The sequence below is a fragment of the Nocardiopsis sp. NPDC006139 genome (assembly GCF_040614155.1).
Classification (GTDB): Bacteria; Actinomycetota; Actinomycetes; order Streptosporangiales; family Streptosporangiaceae; genus Nocardiopsis; species Nocardiopsis changdeensis.
In genome coordinates this window covers 160837-176789 of record NZ_JBEXTT010000004.1, presented here as the reverse complement: position 1 = coordinate 176789, position 15953 = coordinate 160837, and the positions used below count along the sequence as shown (strand labels likewise).

Here is a 15953-nt window from a genome sequence, read left to right as displayed (position 1 = left end):
CGGGAGAACCCCGGCCCCTTCCGGCAACGAGTACAAAGGGTCAGCACCATGTCGTCCGAGCAGCGAAGGATCCGGGTCGCCGTCGTCTTCGGCGGTCGCAGTTCCGAACACGAGATCTCCTGCGTCACCGCGGGCAGCGTCCTGTCGGTGATCGACCACGACCGCTACGAGGTCGTGCCGGTCGGCATCACCAAGACCGGCAACTGGGTGCTGACCTCCGGCGACCCGGAGCTCCTGCGCATCGAGGAGGGCACCAAGGCCCTGCCGACCGTGGCGGAGGAGGGCGGCAAGGACCTGGCCCTGCCGTTCGACGCCGCCGGGCAGCTGATGGTGGTGGACCCCGCGGACGGGCCCTCCCGGCTGGCCGAGGTGGACGTGGTGCTGCCGCTGCTGCACGGCCCCTTCGGCGAGGACGGCACCATCCAGGGGCTGTTCGAGATGATGGGCGTGCGCTACGCGGGCGCGGGGGTGTTCTCCAGCGCCGCCGCCATGGACAAGGTGTTCATGAAGGCCATCCTCACCGGCAACGGGATCCCCACCAGCGACTACGTGGCCATCACCGACCGGCGCTGGCGCACCGAGCGCAAGAAGGTCCTGGACGACATCGCCGAGCTGGGGGAGACGGTGTTCGTCAAGCCCGCCCGTGCGGGCAGCAGCGTGGGCATCAGCAAGGTGCGGGACTCCTCCGACGCCGACGCGGTGATCGCGGCCGTCGAGGCGGCGCGCGAGCACGACCCCAAGGTGCTGGTGGAGGCCCAGGTCGTCGGGCGCGAGATCGAGTGCGGCGTGCTGGAGGCCGAGGACGGGGGCGTCCCCGACGTGTCCTTCCCGGCCGAGGTGCACGTGGCGGAGGGCTTCGACTTCTACGACTTCGAGGCCAAGTACCTCTCCAGCAGCGGGCTGACCATCCCGGCGGAGATCCCCGAGGACGTCACGGCGCGGCTGCGCGGGCTGGCCGCCGAGGTGTTCGAGGCGATGGGCTGCGAGGGGCTGGCCCGGGTGGACTTCTTCTACACCGAGGACGGCGAGGTCCTCGTCAACGAGCTGAACACGATGCCCGGGTTCACCCCGGCGTCGGCGTTCCCGCAGATGTGGGCGGCCACCGGGCTGGACTACGCGGCGCTGGTCGACCGGATGATCACGACGGCGCTGCGGCGCTCGCCCGGCCTGCGCTGACGCGAACCGGTACGTACGGGAAAGGGGGGCGGCCCGCTCGGGCCGCCCCTCTTTTCGTGTCCTCTTCGTGTCCTCAGGCCCCGGGGTGCGGGGGCGGTCCCTGCGGGTGCCCGTGCGGCGGGGCGACCGGCGGCCGCCCGGGCGGGGGAGCGACGCCCTTGGGCGCGTCGGGCACGCCCAGCAGCTGCCGGGCCAGGATGGTGCCGCCCGCCGTCGCGGCCGGGAACACCACGACCGCCAGGAACGGGATCGCCAGCAGCAGGTACGTGGGGACCGTGAACCCCAGCACCCGCAGCCGCCGGGTGCCCATCCACTTGCGGCGCTCCTTGATGGTGAGGAACCCGCGGCGGTCGAACGAGCCCGCCACCAGTTCGATGCCCAGCAGCCAGCCGCCCAGCAGGGCGGCCAGCACCGAGCCGACGACCGGGCCGGCCAGCGGGACGAACCCGATGGCGAACACCAGGACCGTCACCAGCAGCGAGGCGAGGATGATCACCAGGGACTGGCGCACCGCCCGGCCCAGCGACGACCAGACCGACTCGTCGGACTCGGCGGGGGCGTTGCCCAGCTCCTGCTCGACCAGGTCGGTGATCTTGTCGTAGATCGGCGCGCCCAGGGCCAGCGTGATGGTGGTGAACGAGACCACCATCAGCAGGACCGTCCCGGCCAGGGCGCCGACGGCGACGGCGCCGCGGAGCAGGTTGCGCCAGACCTCGTCCCAGCCGTCGGCGAACGGCGTCGCCCACGCGGCCAGGTCGGTCAGGTTCATCACCAGGAGGACGAACAGCGCCAGGAAGAGCAGCGACGTGATCAGGGCGGGGAGCGCGCCCAGGAGGAACAGGCGCGGTCTGCGCAGCAGCAGGCCGAAGCCGCGCGCCAGCGCGCCGACTCCGCCGAAGACTTCACGAACGGGATTGGGAATGGCCACGCTGGAACATTAGGGCAATCCCGCCCGCGCCTGCCAGTCGGCCCGTCCCCCCGGGCGGCCCCGCCGCGAAGACGGGGCCGCCCGGCTCAGAGGCCGGGGTGCACGTCGCGGTACCAGCCGTCGCGGGCCAGCAGCTCGGTGTGGGTGCCGGACTGCACGACGCGGCCGTCGCGGACCACGACGATGCGGTCGACCCGCTCCAGCCCGGTGAGGTCGTGGGTGATGAGCAGCGTCGAGTAGCCCTCGGCCGCCGCCAGCAGGTCCTCGACCACCGCGTCGCGGGTGTCCGGGTCCAGGTGGGCGGTGGGCTCGTCCAGGACCAGCACGCGGGGCGCGGCCAGCAGGGCGCGGGCCAGCGCCAGGCGCTGCACCATGCCGCCGCTCAGCCCCAGGCCGTGGGTGCCGACGCGGGTGTCCAGGCCGTCGGGCATCGCCGCGACGTCGTCGGCCAGACGGGCCCGGCGCAGCGCCGCCCACAGGTCGTCGTCGGACGCCTCCGGCCGGGCCAGCCTCAGGTTCTCGCGCAGGGTCGAGGCGAACACGTGCGGGTCCTGCGGCACCCCGGAGACCACGGCGCGCACCTCGTCGGCCGGGTACCCGGTGATGTCGGCGCCGCCGAGCTCCACGCGCCCCGCGTCGGGGTCGCGGAACCGCAGCAGGACGGAGGCCAGCGTGCTCTTGCCCGCGCCGCTGGGCCCCACCACCGCGACCGTCTCGCCCGCCGCGACGTCCAGGTCCACGCCGTCCAGGGCCCACGGCCCGTCCGGGGTGTAGCGCACCCGCAGCCCGCGGACGCGGACCGCGGAGTCCCCGTCCGGGTCCAGGCCCGTGCGGACCGCCGGGGCGACCGCCGCCGGGGTGTCCAGCACCCCGAACAGCCGCGCACCGCTCTCCCGGATCGCCCCCAGCCGGGCGGCGACCGCGGGCAGCGGGGCGACGATCTCGAACGCCGCCAGGGTCACCAGCACCAGCACCGCCAGCGACACCGCGTCCAGCTCCCCGCCCTCGACGGCCAGCACCCCCAGGAACAGGGCGCCCCAGACGCTCAGACCGGTGATGAGCGTCGTCGCGCCCGCCCCCAGCCCCAGCACCGCGGCGTCGCGCCGCGCCATCCGGGTCAGCTCCTCGTCGGCCTCGTACACGCGGGCCACCTGGCGGTCCATCGCCCCGTAGGCGATGAGGTCGGGCGCCCCGTGCAGGGTGTCCACCAGGGAGGTCGACAGCCGCCCGCGCGCCACCGCCTGGCGCCGCCCCGGGGCCCGGCCCAGCGCGGCGGCCGCCCAGGGCACCGCCAGCCCCGCCAGCAGCAGGCCCGCGGCCAGCAGCGCCCCGCCCGGCGCGTACACGGCGGTGACCACCAGGACGGTGACCCCGCCGGTCACCAGGGACACCAGCGGCGGGGTCAGGCCGCGCACCAGCAGGTCCAGGGTCGCCTCGGTGTCGTTGACCAGGCGCGACACCAGGTCGCCGGACCGGAACCGGCCGAAGGGCTCGGTGGCGGCGAGCCTGCGGTACACGCGCACCCGCACCTCGGCCAGCGTGCGGAACGCGGCGTCGTGGGTGACCAGCCGCTCCAGGTACCGGCTCACCCCCTTGCCGACGCCCAGCGCCCGGGTGGCCACCACCGAGACCCCCAGCGCGGTGATCCCCGGGTGCGAGGCCGCGGTGGCCAGCATCCACGCGGCCACCCCCAGCAGCGCCACCCCGGAGCCGGTGGCCACCGCGCCCAGCAGGACGCCCAGCGCGAACCTCCCGGCCCGGGGCCGGGCCAGCGCGACCATCCGCCGCAGCGGGTCGCGGCGGCGCTCCTCCTCGGACACGGGCGCGGCGTCGGCGGTATCGGTCGTGCTCATCGGTTCAGCGCCCCTTCACGGCCCGGCAGCGGGAGTTCCACGACCCGGGCGCCGAGGACGGCCTCGGCCCAGCCGGTGTCGTGGGCGACGATGACCGCGGTGCGCCCCCGCAGGAGGCGGTCCACGGCGGTGCGGACCGCGGCGGCGTTCTCCGGGTCCAGGTGGGCGGTGGGCTCGTCCAGCAGCACCAGCGGGGCGTCCCGGCAGAACGCCCGGGCCAGCGCGATCCGCTGGCGCTGGCCCGCCGAGAGCCGGGCGCCGCGCTCGCCGAGCCGGGTGTCGTACCCGTCGGGCAGCGCGGACACGAACCCGTCGGCCTCGGCCAGCCGGGCGGCCTCGCGCACCCGCTCCAGGGGGGTGTCGGGGTCGCCCAGCCGGATGTTGTCGGCCACCGAAACGTCGAACAGGTAGGGGTGCTGGGGCACCCAGGCCACCCCCAACCGCCAGTCGTCGGCGGGGACGGACTCCAGCGGCTCCCACGCGCCGCCGGGCGCGCGCACCTCGATCCGCCCCTCCGAGGGGGTGTTCATCCGCAGCAGCAGCGACAGCAGGGTGGTCTTGCCCGACCCGCTGGGCCCGGTGAGCAGCACCCGCTCGCCCGAGCGCACCGTCAGGTCCACCCCGGACAGGGCGGGCAGGTCCCGCCCCGGGTAGGTCAGCGACACCCCGCTCAGCCGCAGGTCGCCGCCGGTCGCCGGGGACCGCTCCCCGGTGGGCGCGGGCGCGCCGCCGTCCGCGGTCCGGCGCCGCTCCAGCTCGGTGAACACCTGGTCGGCGGCGGCCACGCCCTCCATGCTCGCGTGGAACCGGGCGCCCACCTCGCGCAGCGGCAGGTAGGCCTCCGGCGCCAGGATCAGCACCAGCAGGGCGGTCTGGTAGTCCATGTACCCGCCCAGCAGCCGCAGCCCCACCTCCACGGCGACCAGCGCCACCGCCAGGGTGGCCAGCAGTTCCAGGGCGAACGCGGACAGGAACGCGATCCGCAGCGTCCCCATGGTCGCCCTGCGGTGCTCCTCGCCGACCCGCCGGATGAGCGCCGCCTGCGCCTTGGCCCGGCGGAACACCGCCAGGGTCGGCAGCCCCTCCACCACGTCCAGGAAGTGCCCGCCGAGCCTGCTCAGCAGCCGCCACTGCCGCTCGGTGCGGTTCTGCGTGTGCATGCCGATGAGCGCCATGAAGACGGGGATGAGCGGCACCGTCACCAGGATGACGACCCCGGAGATCCAGTCGGCCCAGAACACCACGGCCAGCACCGCGACCGGCACGATCGCCGCCAGCACCAGCTGGGGCAGGTAGCGGGCGAAGTAGTCGTCGAGCGCGTCCAGGCCCCGCGTGGCCAGGGTGACCAGCTCCCCGGCCTTGGGCGCCTCCCCGTCCTCGCCGCGCTGGGCGGTCCACACCGTCCCGTCGCCGGTGACGCGGTCGATCAGCCGGCGCCGCAGGATCGACTTGGTGCGGGCGGCGCTGTGCAGCGCCGACGCCTCGGCCGCGTACGACAGCAGGGCGCGGACCAGGGCGATGCCGGCGACGGCGGCGACCGCCCACCCCAGGGGGGCGAACCCCGACCCGGCGAACACCTCCGAGATGACGTGGGCGAGCAGCCATGCCTGGGCCAGGATCAGCCCGGTGATCGCCACCCCGCTGAGCACGGAGACGGCCAGGTGGGTGCGGACCGCCGACGCGGTCCGCACCAGGCGCGGATCGAGCGGTTTCAATGGGACCCCTTTGAGGGTGGCGGTGGACGGTGGGCGTTCGTGCCCAGTCTCGCCGATGGGCACCGGATACGGGCACGGCCCCCGCCCCGGGCGATGGGGGAGGGGGCCGCGCCCTTCGGATCAGGCGCCGGAGCGCTGGGCCACGGACTCGCCGGTGACGGTGGCACCGGTGACCCGCTTGCGGAACACCCAGTAGCTCCAGCCCTGGTAGAGGAGCACCAGCGGCAGGAAGACGACGGCCACCCAGGTCATGATGGTGAGCGTGTAGTCCGCCGAGGAGGCGTTCTCGACGGTGAGGCTGAACGCCGGGTCGGTGGTGGAGGGCAGCACGTCCGGGAACAGCGACCCGAACAGGGTGACCACGGCGGCCAGGATGGTGGCCACCATGAGCCCGAACGCCAGGCCCTCGCGCCGCGCCCGGGCCGCCGCGACCCCGCCGACCAGGGCGAGGGCGGCCAGCGCCACGAGCGGCCAGGTCCACGCCTGTCCGTGGGCGAGCTGGGTCCACAGCAGGAACGCGGCCGCGGCGGGCACGGCGACGTACGCGGTGCGCAGCGCGGCGGTGCGGGCGCGGGCCCGGACCGGCCCGTCGGTCTTCAGGCTCAGGAACACCGCCCCGTGCAGGGTGAACAGCGACAGGGTGGTGAGCCCGCCCAGGAGCGCGTACGGGTTGAACAGGTCCGCCAGGGACGCGGTGACGATGTGGTCGGCGTCCATGGCCACGCCCCGGACGACGTTGGCGAAGACGACCCCCCACAGCAGGGCCGGCGCGGCGCTGCCGAAGAAGATGGCCCGGTCCCACCACAGCCGCCAGACGGGGTCGTCCCGCTTGCCGCGGTACTCGAAGGCCACACCGCGCAGGATGAGCGCGATGAGGATGACGAACAGCGGCAGGTAGAACCCGCTGAACAGGGAGGCGTACCAGGCGGGGAACGCCGCGAACGTGGCGCCGCCCGCGGTGATCAGCCAGACCTCGTTGGCGTCCCACACCGGTCCGATGGAGTTGATGGCGACCCTGCGGTCGACGGAGTCCCTTCTGCCCATGAACGGCATCAGGGTGCCGACGCCGAAGTCGAACCCCTCCAGGACGAAGTACCCGATCCACAGGACCGAGATGGCGATGAACCAGATGACGGCCAGATCCATGGTCATGTCCTAGTAGCTGAAGTGAGGGATCTTCGACTCGTCGCCGTCCCTCTCGAGGTCGGGGACGAGGTGGGACGGGCCCGCCTTGATGTACTTGACCAGCAGGCCGACCTCGACGACGGCGAGGACGCCGTAGACGAGGGTGAACCCGGTCAGGCTCAGGGCGACGGTGCCCAGGCTCACCCCGGGCGAGACGCTGGCGGCGGTGAGCAGGTAGCCGTGGACGGTCCAGGGCTGGCGGCCCATCTCGGTGAGCACCCAGCCGAAGATGTTGGCGGCCAGGGCGGCGGGCAGGGCGAGCACGGCCAGCGGGTAGAACCAGCGGGTCAGCCTGCCGTGCACGGACGGCGTCCGGCCGCCGCGGGTGAGCCACAGCCCGAGCGCGGCGACGGCGACCCCGGCCATGCCCAGGCCCATCATGAGGCGGAACGACCAGTACGTGACGAACACGTTGGGGACGTAGTCCCCCTCGCCGTACTCGGCCTCGTAGGCCTCCTGGAGGTTGTTGATCCCGTGGACCTCGCCGTCGAACTCGCCGGTCGCGAGGAAGCTGAGGATGTTGGGGATGGTGATGTCGATGGGGTTGTACCGCGCCTCGGTGTCGCCGACGGCGAACGCGGAGAACGGCGCCCCCTCCTCGGTCTCCCACAGGGCCTCGGCCGCGGCGAGCTTCATGGGCTCGTACTGGGCGGCGAGCTTGGCCTGGTGGTCCCCGGAGAACACCACGATCACACCGGCGATGAGCGTGAACACCAGCCCGACCTTGAGCGTGCCGCGGAAGAGGGCGAAGTCGCCCTTGGGCGGGGTCGTCCCGCGGATCCCGGTGTCGTTGTGCCTCTGGTTGCGCCACAGCTTGTAGGCGCTGACGCAGACCACGAACAGCCCGGCGGTGATGAACGCGGCCGAGACGGTGTGCAGGTAGGTGGACCAGGCCTGGTCGTTGCTGAGCACGGCCCAGATGTCGTTGAGCTCGGCGCGCCCGTTCTCGGGGTTGACCTCGAACCCGACGGGGCGGCGCATCCAGGCGTTGGCGGCCAGGATGAAGTAGGCCGACAGGTTGGTGCCGATCGCCACCATCCAGATGCAGGCCAGGTGGGCGGCGCGGGGCAGCCGGTGCCAGCCGAAGATCCACAGGCCGATGAAGGTGGACTCCAGGAAGAAGGCGAGCAGCGCCTCCATCGCCAGCGGGGCGCCGAAGACGTCGCCGACGAACCGGGAGTACTCGCTCCAGTTCATGCCGAACTGGAACTCCTGGACGATGCCGGTGACCACGCCCATGGCGAAGTTGATCAGGAAGAGCTTCCCGAAGAACTGGGTCGCCTGGAGGTATTCGTGCCTTCCGGTGCGGTACCAGACCGTCTGGAGGACGGCCACGATGAACGACAGGCCGATCGTCAACGGAACGAACAGGAAGTGGTAGATCGTGGTGACACCGAACTGCCACCGCGCGAGTTCAAGGGCTTCCATACCCGCCTCTCAGGTACCGACCACCGGTAGTACTACACATCGTAGTTCTACAACGTGTCGTAGTCGCCTCCGGGGGCCCGCGAAGGGCCTCGGAGGGGCTTCCGGCGGGGAGGGAGAGGGGGTGCCGGCCCGGGGAGGGCGGCCCGAACGCGGTCGCGTGACCATTCTGACCTGGGAGAACGCGGTATCCACGGAGGCCGGGGAGTCGTGTCTGTGGACTCGGACACATGCGGGGCCGCCCCGGGAACGACGGAGGCGGCGCACCCCCGCGGGGTGCGCCGCCTCGGCGTCGACGGAGTCGGTCAGGTGTCGGTGCGGTCGGCCAGCATCCGCTCCATGAGGTCCACCTCGGCCCCCTGGGCGTCGATCATGCCCTGGGCGAAGTCCACGACCATCTCCTCCCGGCCCAGGTCCACCTCGGCCTCGGCCATCTCGATGCCGCCCAGGTGGTGGGCGATCATCAGCTCCAGGAAGACGATCTCGGCCTCCACGCCCTCGGCCGCGCGGAGCCCGTCGAGCTGCTCGGCGGTGGCCAGCCCCGGCATGGCCTCGGGCACCCCGCCGTCCCCGCCGCCGTGGTCGTGCCCCGCCATCCAGGCCATCGGCCGGTCCGGGGCGCGCATCGGCAGGTTCCAGGCCAGCAGCCACCCCTGCATGCGCCCCACCTGGGCCTGCTGGGTGCGGGCCATGTCGGTGGCGACGGTGTGCAGCTCGGGGTCCTCCGTCTTGTCGAGGATGATCATCGACATGTCCACGGCCTGGTTGTGGTGGACGCTCATGTCCCGCAGGAAGCCCGCGTCGGCGCCGGTGTCCAGCGGGTACGAGGGGCGTCCCAGCAGGTAGCCGCCGAGCAGGGCGACTGCGACCAGGATCACCGCGGCCCAGCTCGGTACGGAGGCGAACGACGTCCTGCGGGGCTCGGACTCCTCCGGGAACTCCCCCGGGACGGCCTCCCCGCCGTCGTCCCCGGGTCCGTCCGCGGTGTGGCCGAGGTCACCGATCGGGTCGCGCTCGGTACCGCTTTCGTCTCCCATGGGAACCATCCTGGTCAAATCGCCCGACTCTGATGCCAAAGTAGAGGATAGGTAAGTCCCAGGCCCCACCACCCACCTCAGGAGACCCAGTGGCCAAGAAGAAGACGGCGGAGGAGCGTCGCCAGCGCGCCGCCGCCCTCAAGGCGGAACGCCTGCGCAAGGAGAGACAGCGCAAGATCCTCGGCATCGCCGGCGGCGCGCTGGCGGCCGTGGTGGTCGTGGGTCTCATCGGTTTCCTCTTCTACATGGATCATCGCAGCCGGCAGATCCCCGGTATGGCGGAACACGAGATCGGCTCCTACCTCCACGTCGACACCGGTGAGAAGGTCGACTACGAGCAGAGCCCGCCGGTCGGCGGCGACCACTGGAGCGCCTGGCAGAACTGCGGCGTCTACCCCTCGCCGGTGACCCCCGAGTTCGCGGTGCACTCCCTGGAGCACGGCGCGGTGTGGATCGCCTACGACCCCGAGCTGCCCGCGGACCAGGTCGAGCAGCTGAACGGCTTCTACACGCCGGGCTCCTACCTGCTGGTCACCCCGTACGAGGGTGAGATGGACGGCCCGATCGTGGCCTCCGCCTGGGGCCGCCAGGTCGCCGTGGACAGCCCGACCGACGAGAGCCTCCAGCGCTTCGTCCGCGCCTTCGAGCAGAGCAGCGACGTGCCGGAGCCGGGCGCGCTGTGCTCCCAGGGCGTGGCCGAGAACGCCGAGGAGGTCGAGGCCATGCTCGCCGGCGGTGGCGGCGAGGAGCAGCTCCCCGAGGGGATGGACGGCCCCGCCGAGGGCGCCGAGGGCGACGCGCCGGCCGAGGGCGAGAGCGACGCCCCTGCCGAGGAGGAGAGCGACGCCCCCGCCGGGGACGAGAGCGAGGCTCCCGCCGAGGAGGGTTCCGAGTAGCGGGCGCCGCATGTCGGAAGACGGAGGGAAGGGGCGGTGCGACCACGGTCGCACCGCCCCTTCCGGGTTCTGCGGGCCGCTCCCGGGACCGCTCTTTCGCGGGCCGTCCGTCGGGGACCCTCCGCCGTCCGGCGGGCGGGCCGCGGCGCGACGGAGGCCCGAAAGGACTCTGCCTAGAGCTCTCCGTCGGGCAGCGGCGGCAGGTGCTCGGAGACCAGGTCGCCCACGGTCGTGAGCGCCGCGGCCGGGGGGCCGTAGGAGGTCGGGATCAGCAGCTCGACGTAGGCCTCGTGGCCGACCGCGGTGAAGACCGTGGGGGCGTCGGCCGGCTCGGACAGCCACGGGACCCCGTTGACCTCCTCGAGCAGGGAGTCCGGGGCCAATGCCACGGGCCGCTCCACCCCGCAGCGCAGGCCGATCGCCGGGTCGCCCCAGGCGGCGGTGAGGTCGGACGCGGGCCGGACGTCGACGCGCTCGGCGTCCATGAGGGTGTCCGGCAGGTCGGCGACCAGCGCCGTGCACAGCTCCTCGGCCGCGGCGTCGGGCAGTGGCGGCTCCATGCGCACCGTCTGCGCCCCGCACCCCGCGACCGCGCCCAGCAGGAGGAGCACGGGGGCCAGCCGCAGGAGTACGCGCACCACATTCTCCGAAGGGTCGGGTCAGATGTTGACGATGGGACAGGTGAGCGTCCGGGCGATCCCCTCGAGACGCTGGATGCGGGCCACCACCAGCGACCCCAGGGCGTCCACGTCGTCGGCCTCGGCCTGGACGATCACATCGTAGGGGCCGGTCACGTCGTGGGCCTCCGTGACCCCCTCGATGCCCCGGATGCGCTCGGCGACCTCGGCGGCGCGGCCGACCTCGGTCTGGATCAGGATGTATGCCCGCACCATGTGTACTCCTTCGTGCATGCCGGGTACGGGAGCACCCGACGGTGAGGCCGATGACGAACGTGTGACGAACGTGGGTCTGGACCACCGCGCCGGAGCGTCACCGTACCCTGTTCCCTGTGCAGAACACCATTGGGGGTCTGGGCGAGTTCGCTCTGATCAGACGCGTGACGGGCCAATTCCCCGGGACGGACGATGTAATCCTCGGCCCGGGTGACGATGCGGCCGTCGTCGCCGCCCCCGACGGCCGGACCGTGGCCACCACCGACCTGCTGGTGGAGGGGCGCCACTTCCGGCGCGACTGGTCCACGGCCCGCGACGTCGGCCACCGGGCGGTGGCCCAGAACTTCGCCGACGTCGTCGCCATGGGCGCCCGCCCCACCGGCCTGCTCATCGGCTTCGCCGCCCCCGCCGACCTGCCCCTGGAGTGGGCGGAGGAGTTCACGCTGGGCGTGCGCGACGAGTGCGCGGCCGCGGGCGGCGCGGTGGTGGGCGGCGACACCGTCGGCTCCGACACCATCACCGTCGCGATCACCGCGCTGGGCGACCTCCAGGGCCGGGCCCCGGTCCGCCGCGACGGCGCCCGCCCCGGCGACGTCGTCGCCTACTGCGGGCACCTGGGCCTGTCCGGCGCCGGGCTGGCCCTGCTCACCGCCGGGATCGACGGGCCCGCCGCCTGCCTGGACGAGTACCGCAGGCCCTCCCCGCCCTACTCCGCCGGACCCGAGGCGTCCCGGCTGGGCGCCACCGCCATGCTCGACGTCAGCGACGGCCTCGCCCAGGACCTGGGCCACGTGTGCCGGGCATCGCGGGTGCGCATCGACCTGGACCCGGACCTGCTGCGCCCCGAGCCCGCGCTGGTCGAGGCCGTGCGCGTCCTGGGCGGGGAGCCCGGCCGGGCCCTGGCGTTCATGGTCTCCGGGGGCGAGGACCACGCCCTGGCCGCGACCTTCCCCGCCGGAGCGGACCTGCCCGACCACTGGCACCGCATCGGGACCGTCCTCCCGGCCGAGGAGGGGGAGCACCGCGTCACCGTCGGCGGGCGGGTCCCCGAACGCACCGGATGGGATCATTTCCCCGGCGAATGAGCGCGTTTGGATTTGTCTGTTTTGGCTCGCGCGCTAGGCTTGCGGCCGGGAATCGCCCGGTCCCGCTCGCACCGAGCGGCGGCCACCGGGCAGGGCGAGATCGGTTTCCGATCCCGGGGAGAGGCGGTCCATGGGGCGGCACGGCCAGCGGCAGGGCACCCGTCGCGGTGCGCACCGCAACGAGCCCGCGGACACCGGGGCGCTGCGCCGGCTGGGCGGCTTCATCGAGAGCACCGTCCCCAAGCGCGTGGAGCCCCCGCGCCTGCTCAACGTGCTCGTCGTCTCCGGTGTGATCCTGGGCCTGCTCCTCTTCGGCTACAGCACCACCCAGATCTACCTCCAATTCGGCGGCACCCCCGGGGGCACCGCGCAGAACCCGGGCACCCAGGACGGGGTGGGCCCCAGCGGCGGCGTCACCCCCGAGCCCGACGCCGGGACGCCCGCGCCGCAGACCCAGGCGGGCACCGAGCCCACCACCGTCTCCTACCGCGTCGTGGAGTCGGGCGAGGCGGGCTTCAGTGCGCAGGTCACGGTCACCAACACCTCCCGCAGCAGGCTCGACGCCTGGGAACTGGCCCTGGCGTTCGAGGACGCCGAGGTCACCCACGTCGAGGGCGCCGATTGGGAGGCCATCGACGACGGCATCCTGGCCCGCCAGCCCGGCAGCGCCGACGGGCTCGAACCCGGGGAGAGCGCCTCGCTCACCTTCCAGGCCCTGGGCGCCGCGCAGAGCCCGACCCGCTGCTCCCTCAACGGGCACATCTGCAGCCTGTGAGCGGTCCCACCGCGTTCCGGCGCCGACCCCTCCGTCCGGGCCCGGGAACGGCGAAGGCCCCCCGACCGGAGTCGGAGGGCCTCGAAGACCTGTCGGGGGCGGTGCTCCCTAGCGGGTCACCTTGCCGGCCTTGATGCACGAGGTGCAGGCGTTCACGCGCTTGGGCGTGCCGCCGACGCGGGTGCGGACGGTCTGGATGTTGGGGTTCCAGCGGCGGCGGGTGCGACGGTGCGAGTGGGAAACACTGTTACCGAACCCTGGTCCCTTGCCGCAGACGTCGCAGACGGAAGCCACGGTAACTCCATTCAAGTGTTCGGGATCGCGCACGTCGCCGCACGCGAAGGTTCAACCGGCCGGAAGGGGCCGGGCGGACAGGCCGGCGCGAACGCCAACCGTGGAAGAGTACACGAGGGGAGGTAAAAAGCCCCCCGCGTGCGCCGACGGGACGTGGTGCCGCCGGAAGGACCATCGACCGCCGCCACGCGGGCACGGCGGAAACACGATGAACTCACACGAGTATAGCGCCGCCGGAGACGTCGGCGGACATCCGTGCCTTCGGCCCCGTCCCGGGAGAATGCCGACCCGCCGCCGCCCCGCTCCCGGGAGCCGCCGCCGAGCGTCGCAGCGGGGCACTAGCGTTGGCCGTGACCGGCGATCCTGAAGAGGAAGACCATGACCACCTGGGACGAACCGCTGGGCCGGGGCCCGCTGCGCGGCAAGACGGCCAAGGCCCTGGAGGAGAAGCTCGACCTCCACACCCTCGGCGACCTCCTGCGCTACTACCCGCGCCGCTACGACCGGCGCGGCGACCTCACCGACCTGGCCCTGCTGCGCGAGGGCGAGCAGGCCACCGTGCAGGCCCGCGTCCTGGACGCCAAGAGGCGCACGGTCCCGCCCCGGCAGGGGCGGCGGAGGATGGACCTGCTGGAGGTCGTCGTGACCGACGGCACCGGCCGGCTGCACCTCACGTTCTTCAACCAGGGCGCCTACCACCAGACCCGGCTCACCCCCGGGCGGCTGGCCATGTTCTCCGGCCGGGTCGGCACCTTCAAGGGGCGCCGCCAGCTCGACCACCCGCAGTACGAGCTCCTCGACGAGGACGGCTCCGAGGTGGACCGGGCCCGCGCCTACGCCGACGAGCTCATCCCGGTCTACCCGGCGGTCAAGGGCATGGACTCGGCCACCATCGGCCGCGCCGTCGAGGTCGCCCTGGGCGTCGTGGACGACCTGCCCGACCCGCTGCCGCCCGCCGTCCTCGGCGACCGCCCGGGGATCGCCGACGCCCTGCGGAGGATCCACCGGCCGCAGAGCGATCAGGACATCGGCTCCGCCCGCCGGCGCCTGAAGTGGGACGAGGCGTTCGTCCTGCAACTGGCGCTGGCCCGCCGGCGCCGCGACGCCGAGAGCCTGCCCGCGGTGCCCCGGCCCGGCGCCGACGGCGGCATCCTCGACGCCTTCGACGCGCAGCTGCCGTTCACCCTCACCGACGGCCAGCGGGAGGTCGGCGACCTGCTCGCCGCGCGGCTCGACTCCGCCCACCCCATGCACTGCCTGCTCCAGGGCGACGTGGGCGCGGGCAAGACCCTGGTGGCGCTGCGGGCCATGCTCCGCGTGGTGGACTCCGGCGGCCAGGCCGTCATGCTCGCCCCCACCGAGGTGCTGGCCCAGCAGCACCACCGCTCCATCGGCGCCATGCTGGGCGCGCTGGGCCGGGCCGGGCAGATCGACGGGGCCGAGCGGGCCACCCGGACCGCCCTGCTCACCGGGTCCATGGGGGCCGCCGCCCGGCGCGAGGCCCTGCTGGACGCCGCCTCCGGCGCCGCCGGGATCGTGGTGGGCACCCACGCCCTGCTCCAGGAGCACGTGTCCTTCGCCGACCTGGGCCTGGTCGTGGTCGACGAGCAGCACCGGTTCGGGGTGGAGCAGCGCGACGCCCTGCGGGCCAAGGCCGCCGACGGCCGCCCGCACGTGCTGGTGATGACCGCCACGCCCATCCCGCGCACCGTCGCCATGACCGTCTACGGCGACCTCGACGTGGTCGCCCTCACCCAGCTGCCCGCCGGGCGGGCGCCGGTGTCCACCCACGTGGTCCCGGCCAAGGACAAGCCCCACTACCTCAGCCGGGCCTGGGAGCGGATCCGCGAGGAGGCGGCCCAGGGCCGCCAGGCCTTCGTGGTCTGCCCGCGCATCGGCGACGGCGACTCCGCCGAGGACGCCCAGGCCGCGGGGGAGGAGGGCGAACGCGCCCCGCTGGCGGTACTGGAGATCGCCGCCCGGCTGACGGAGGGCCCCCTGGCCGGCCTGCGCGTGGAGGTGCTGCACGGGCGGATGGCCCCCGACGACAAGGACGCGGTGATGGGCCGCTTCTCGGCCGGCACCACCGACGTGGTGGTGTCCACCACCGTCATCGAGGTGGGCGTGGACGTGCCCAACGCCACTGTGATGGTCATCATGGACGCCGACCGGTTCGGGGTCTCCCAGCTGCACCAGCTGCGCGGCCGGGTCGGCCGCGGCAAGCTGCCGGGTCTGTGCCTGCTGGTCACCGAGTCCGAGGAGGGCTCGCCCGCCCGGGAGCGGCTCGACGTGGTCGCCTCGACCACCGACGGCTTCGTGCTCTCCCAGGAGGACCTGCGGATGCGCCGCGAGGGCGACGTTCTGGGCGACGCCCAGTCGGGCCGCTCCAGCCTGCGCCTGCTCACCCTGCTCAAGGACGAGAAGGTCATCGAGGAGGCCCGCGAGCGCGCCGCCGCCTACCTGGAGGAGGACCCGGAGCTGACCGCCCACCCGCCCCTGGTCCGCGCCCTGGAGGAGCTGCTCCCGGAGGAGCGCGCCGAGTACCTCGACAAGACCTGAGCTCCTGGCCCCGAGGCCTGTCCTTCGAACGGCTGCGCCGCCGGGGTTCGTGAGGCGCCCGGCGGGTTCCAAAGGCCCGGGGGAGCGGAGGAGGCGGTCCTCGGCGAAAGCCTGCGGCCGTGGGCCGTCCGC

The 15953-nt window shown here is 73.5% G+C and carries 14 protein-coding genes; 5 read left to right on the top strand and 9 right to left on the bottom strand.

All coding sequences use genetic code 11. From position 1 onward, the window contains the following. Positions 1-48 precede the first annotated feature (48 nt). Positions 49-1176 carry a D-alanine--D-alanine ligase family protein gene (locus ABZ249_RS06930; RefSeq protein WP_355258325.1) on the top strand — a complete coding sequence of 376 codons (1128 nt, stop codon included), beginning with the start codon at positions 49-51 and terminating at the stop codon, positions 1174-1176. A 73-nt stretch (positions 1177-1249) separates the two neighbouring features. On the opposite strand, the gene ABZ249_RS06925 is transcribed toward ABZ249_RS06930, so the two are convergent. From ABZ249_RS06925 to ABZ249_RS06900, 6 genes are all read right to left on the bottom strand, one after another. After that, complete coding sequence (locus ABZ249_RS06925) at positions 1250-2098, bottom strand: EI24 domain-containing protein (RefSeq protein WP_355258755.1); 849 nt, start codon at positions 2096-2098, stop codon at positions 1250-1252. A 92-nt stretch (positions 2099-2190) separates the two neighbouring features. Beyond that, the gene (gene cydC, locus ABZ249_RS06920) at positions 2191-3957 is read right to left on the bottom strand and encodes a thiol reductant ABC exporter subunit CydC (RefSeq protein ID WP_355258322.1); all 1767 of its coding nucleotides are present in this window, start codon (positions 3955-3957) and stop codon (positions 2191-2193) included. Beyond that, the gene (gene cydD / locus ABZ249_RS06915; RefSeq protein WP_355258319.1) at positions 3954-5672 is read right to left on the bottom strand and encodes a thiol reductant ABC exporter subunit CydD; all 1719 of its coding nucleotides are present in this window, start codon (positions 5670-5672) and stop codon (positions 3954-3956) included. Before cydD ends, cydC begins: the two co-directional genes overlap by 4 nt. Before the next feature lie 120 nt (positions 5673-5792). After that, the gene (cydB, locus tag ABZ249_RS06910; RefSeq protein ID WP_355258752.1) at positions 5793-6818 is read right to left on the bottom strand and encodes a cytochrome d ubiquinol oxidase subunit II; all 1026 of its coding nucleotides are present in this window, start codon (positions 6816-6818) and stop codon (positions 5793-5795) included. A gap of 9 nt (positions 6819-6827) precedes the next feature. Beyond that, a complete protein-coding gene (locus tag ABZ249_RS06905) occupies positions 6828-8285 on the bottom strand; it encodes a cytochrome ubiquinol oxidase subunit I (RefSeq protein ID WP_355258316.1) in 1458 nt (485 codons plus the stop codon). A 302-nt stretch (positions 8286-8587) separates the two neighbouring features. Continuing rightward, the gene (locus ABZ249_RS06900; protein ID WP_355258313.1) at positions 8588-9319 is read right to left on the bottom strand and encodes a DUF305 domain-containing protein; all 732 of its coding nucleotides are present in this window, start codon (positions 9317-9319) and stop codon (positions 8588-8590) included. 89 nt (positions 9320-9408) lie between these two features. Here ABZ249_RS06900 and ABZ249_RS06895 point away from each other — a divergent pair, with 89 nt between their 5' ends. Continuing rightward, complete coding sequence (locus ABZ249_RS06895) at positions 9409-10215, top strand: DUF3105 domain-containing protein (RefSeq protein WP_355258310.1); 807 nt, start codon at positions 9409-9411, stop codon at positions 10213-10215. A gap of 173 nt (positions 10216-10388) precedes the next feature. Here the strand turns inward: ABZ249_RS06895 and ABZ249_RS06890 are convergent, their stop codons facing one another. Both ABZ249_RS06890 and ABZ249_RS06885 read right to left on the bottom strand, forming a co-directional pair. Beyond that, complete coding sequence (locus tag ABZ249_RS06890) at positions 10389-10853, bottom strand: DUF3515 domain-containing protein (protein WP_355258308.1); 465 nt, start codon at positions 10851-10853, stop codon at positions 10389-10391. 21 nt (positions 10854-10874) lie between these two features. Continuing rightward, positions 10875-11108 carry an Lrp/AsnC ligand binding domain-containing protein gene (locus ABZ249_RS06885; RefSeq protein WP_355258306.1) on the bottom strand — a complete coding sequence of 78 codons (234 nt, stop codon included), beginning with the start codon at positions 11106-11108 and terminating at the stop codon, positions 10875-10877. Positions 11109-11224: 116 nt separating this feature from the next. On the opposite strand from ABZ249_RS06885, the gene ABZ249_RS06880 reads away from it, so the two are divergent. Further along, complete coding sequence (locus ABZ249_RS06880) at positions 11225-12193, top strand: thiamine-phosphate kinase (RefSeq protein WP_355258303.1); 969 nt, start codon at positions 11225-11227, stop codon at positions 12191-12193. Between the two features lie 130 nt (positions 12194-12323). Continuing rightward, positions 12324-12968 carry a cellulose binding domain-containing protein gene (locus ABZ249_RS06875; RefSeq protein WP_355258300.1) on the top strand — a complete coding sequence of 215 codons (645 nt, stop codon included), beginning with the start codon at positions 12324-12326 and terminating at the stop codon, positions 12966-12968. Between the two features lie 108 nt (positions 12969-13076). On the opposite strand, the gene rpmB is transcribed toward ABZ249_RS06875, so the two are convergent. Continuing rightward, the gene (gene rpmB / locus ABZ249_RS06870) at positions 13077-13262 is read right to left on the bottom strand and encodes a 50S ribosomal protein L28 (protein WP_013151263.1); all 186 of its coding nucleotides are present in this window, start codon (positions 13260-13262) and stop codon (positions 13077-13079) included. Positions 13263-13640: 378 nt separating this feature from the next. On the opposite strand from rpmB, the gene recG reads away from it, so the two are divergent. Further along, entirely contained in the window at positions 13641-15821 is a 2181-nt protein-coding gene (gene recG / locus ABZ249_RS06865) for an ATP-dependent DNA helicase RecG (protein ID WP_355258297.1), read from the top strand. Positions 15822-15953: the final 132 nt, after the last annotated feature.